The 2,540-nt window shown below is 62.3% G+C and carries 3 protein-coding genes; all 3 read right to left on the bottom strand.

Going from position 1 to position 2,540, the window contains the following annotated elements; translation table 11 throughout:
• Positions 1–47: 47 nt before the first annotated feature.
• The gene (gene tnpC / locus ACP7AL_RS25485; protein ID WP_012040933.1) at positions 48–1,631 is read right to left on the bottom strand and encodes an IS66 family transposase; all 1,584 of its coding nucleotides are present in this window, start codon (positions 1,629–1,631) and stop codon (positions 48–50) included.
• A 76-nt stretch (positions 1,632–1,707) separates the two neighbouring features.
• Complete coding sequence (gene tnpB / locus ACP7AL_RS25480) at positions 1,708–2,055, bottom strand: IS66 family insertion sequence element accessory protein TnpB (RefSeq protein WP_012040934.1); 348 nt, start codon at positions 2,053–2,055, stop codon at positions 1,708–1,710.
• Positions 2,052–2,453 (bottom strand): IS66-like element accessory protein TnpA, encoded by a 402-nt coding sequence (gene tnpA, locus ACP7AL_RS25475; protein ID WP_012040935.1) that lies wholly within the window; start codon positions 2,451–2,453, stop codon positions 2,052–2,054. Before tnpA ends, tnpB begins: the two co-directional genes overlap by 4 nt.
• Between the last annotated feature and the right edge of the window lie 87 nt (positions 2,454–2,540).

Genomic DNA, 2,540 nt, shown 5'->3' with positions numbered 1-2,540 from the left:
GTACGCATCCGGCCAGCACCCCAGGCACGATGACTACCGCGAAGCGCTCAGGCAGCAACGGCGGCCTTTGACCGTTGGTTCGCCTTCCAATTCCAGGGAAGCAATTCGTTGACTTTGTTCGCGGGGTGATCTGGAAGCCTGGCCAGCACGTCCGCGAGCCAGGCTTGCGGATCGACGTCGTTCATCTTGCAAGTTTCGATCAAGGTATAGACGGCGGCAGCCCGATGGCCGCCAACGTCTGAACCGGCAAAGGTCCAATTCCTTCTTCCGACCGCCACACCCCGCAACGCTCGTTCGGCGGCGTTGTTCGTAAGACAGACGCGACCGTCGTCGAGGAAGCGGGTGAACGCTGCCCAGCCGTTGAAGAGGTAGTTGATCGCTTTGGCGGTGTCGTTCTTGGTGGAGAGTAACGCTTGCTGCTGGCGCATCCAGATTTCAAGCTCGGCAACGAGCGGCCGCGATCGTTCACGGCGTACGAGAAGCCGCTGTTCCGGGGTTTTGCCATTAATGCTGCGCTCGATCTCGAACAGCATGTCGATACGACGCACCGCCTCGCTGGCGACCGGCGCCTCTCCCTGTTTTACCAGGTCGACAAACTTCCTCCGGCCGTGGCTCCAGCAAGCCGCTTCAACGATCGGAGCCGGCTTCCTTTGAGCCATGTAGAGCTGGTTGTATCCATCAAAGGCATCGGCCTGCATGAGGCCCACATAGCCGGCAAGATGGCCTTGCGGATGCTCCCCGGCACGACTGCGCGAGTAATGGAACACCGCCGCCGGTGGATCCCGACCGCCAAACGGCCGGTCGTCGCGAACGTAGGTCCAGATCCGGCCGGTGACAGTCTTCAGTTTCGCCAGCACGGGCACCGTCGTGTCATCGGCATGGATGCGTTCCGCGCTCATGACATGAGTCCGGATAGCCTCAATAATTGGGGCGAGCGCCACCACGCAGGCCCCGATCCGATCCGCCAGGGTCGAGACATCGATCTCGATCCCTTCCCGGGCATAGGTCTGGCTCTGCCGGTTCAGCGGCTGATGCAGCAGGAACTTGTTGACCAGCACCATCGCCAGCAGGCTCGGCCCGGCGAAGCCACGCGGGATCGGATGGGACGGTGCCGGCGCCTCGGTAATCGCCTCGCAGTCCCGGCAGGAGAACTTTTCGCGGACGTGCTCGATGATCTTCCAGCGCCGCGGCTCGCATTCAAGGGTCTTCGATACAACCTCGCCAAGCTTGTGCAGCCGCTCGCTGCCGCACTTACCGCAGGCGCAAGGCGCGGGTTCGACGATACGTTCGACCGGCAGATTATCTGGCAGGGGACGTCGCGGCGGCCGCGGATTTTGTGCGCGCTTCTGTTTGGCGGCTTCAGGTGCCGCGATCTCGGCCCTGGTTTCCTGCTCGGCCTGGGTCTCTTCAAGATCCTCGATGGCCAGCTCAAGCTGCTCGACCAGCAGCCTGCCGCGTTCAGAAGATTGCCCGAACTGCTCGCGCCGTGCCTTGGCCAGCATCAGCTTCAGCCGCTCGATTTCCAGGCGGCCGACGGTCACTTCGCTCTTGGCCAGCGTCAGCTGCTCGCGCTGCGCAAGGATCATCGCATGCGCAGCGGCAAGATCGGCGGGAAGCGGATCGGAGGACATCGTCACACCGACAAATCAATCATATTCGCCGCTAAAAATCCCGCCGGATTTCCTTCGTGAGTCAAAAAGCCACAGCTTATCCGGAAGCCTGCGGCCGCCAGGTTGCCTGCGGCATCCGCCAATCAATTCCGGACAAGAGATAGGATAGTTGCGCAACGCTGATCGTGACAACGCCGTCCGCCACCGATGGCCACAGAAAGCGGCCGCGCTCCAACCGCTTCGTGAAGAGACACGCGCCCTGGCCGTCATGCCAAATGATCTTGATCAGGTCGCCCCGACGGCCCCTAAAAACATAGAGATCACCAACGTGCGGATCCCGCTTCAAGCTCTCCTGAACCAGACGTGCCAGGCTCGGGAATCCGCGCCGCATATCGGTATGGCCGGTCGCAAGCCACACCCGCACATTACCCGGTATGGCAATCATCGGCGCTCAAGCACGTCGAGCACCCGCGCCAGCGCCTCGGGATCAACCTGTGCATCCACCCGGATGCGTCGCCGGTTGCCAAGATCGATCTCGATCAAGCCACTCCGCGCGGTCGGCATGGGCTGCAACCGTCGGTCATCTTTGGATAGCGGCTTCGCTTCTTCCGCGCTCGGTGCCACCGCTGCGGCGATCTGCACCGGCGCAAAACATGGCCCGTCATTCACGACCGTACGGGCCTGGCGGCGCCAGGTGAACACGACGCTGGCCGCGACACCGTTGCGGCGCGCAACATCTGTCACCTTGGCGCCCGGTACCAGGGTTTCCTCGACGATCCGCGCCTTGTCATCTTGCGACCAGCGCCGCCGCCGCTCCAACCCGCCTAAAACCTCGACCCGCATCGCCTGATGACCTTAAAGCTAGACTTAAGGTCACACGCTTCGCGAAATATACCGCATCAGACAAGACGGCGCTCGTCGGATGCGTAC

The organism is Afipia sp. DC4300-2b1 (assembly GCF_049895725.1).
In the GTDB taxonomy this organism is placed as follows: Bacteria; Pseudomonadota; Alphaproteobacteria; order Rhizobiales; family Xanthobacteraceae; genus Afipia; species Afipia broomeae.
The sequence above is the reverse complement of the archived record's forward strand: the minus strand, read 5'-3'. Positions and strand labels throughout refer to the sequence as shown.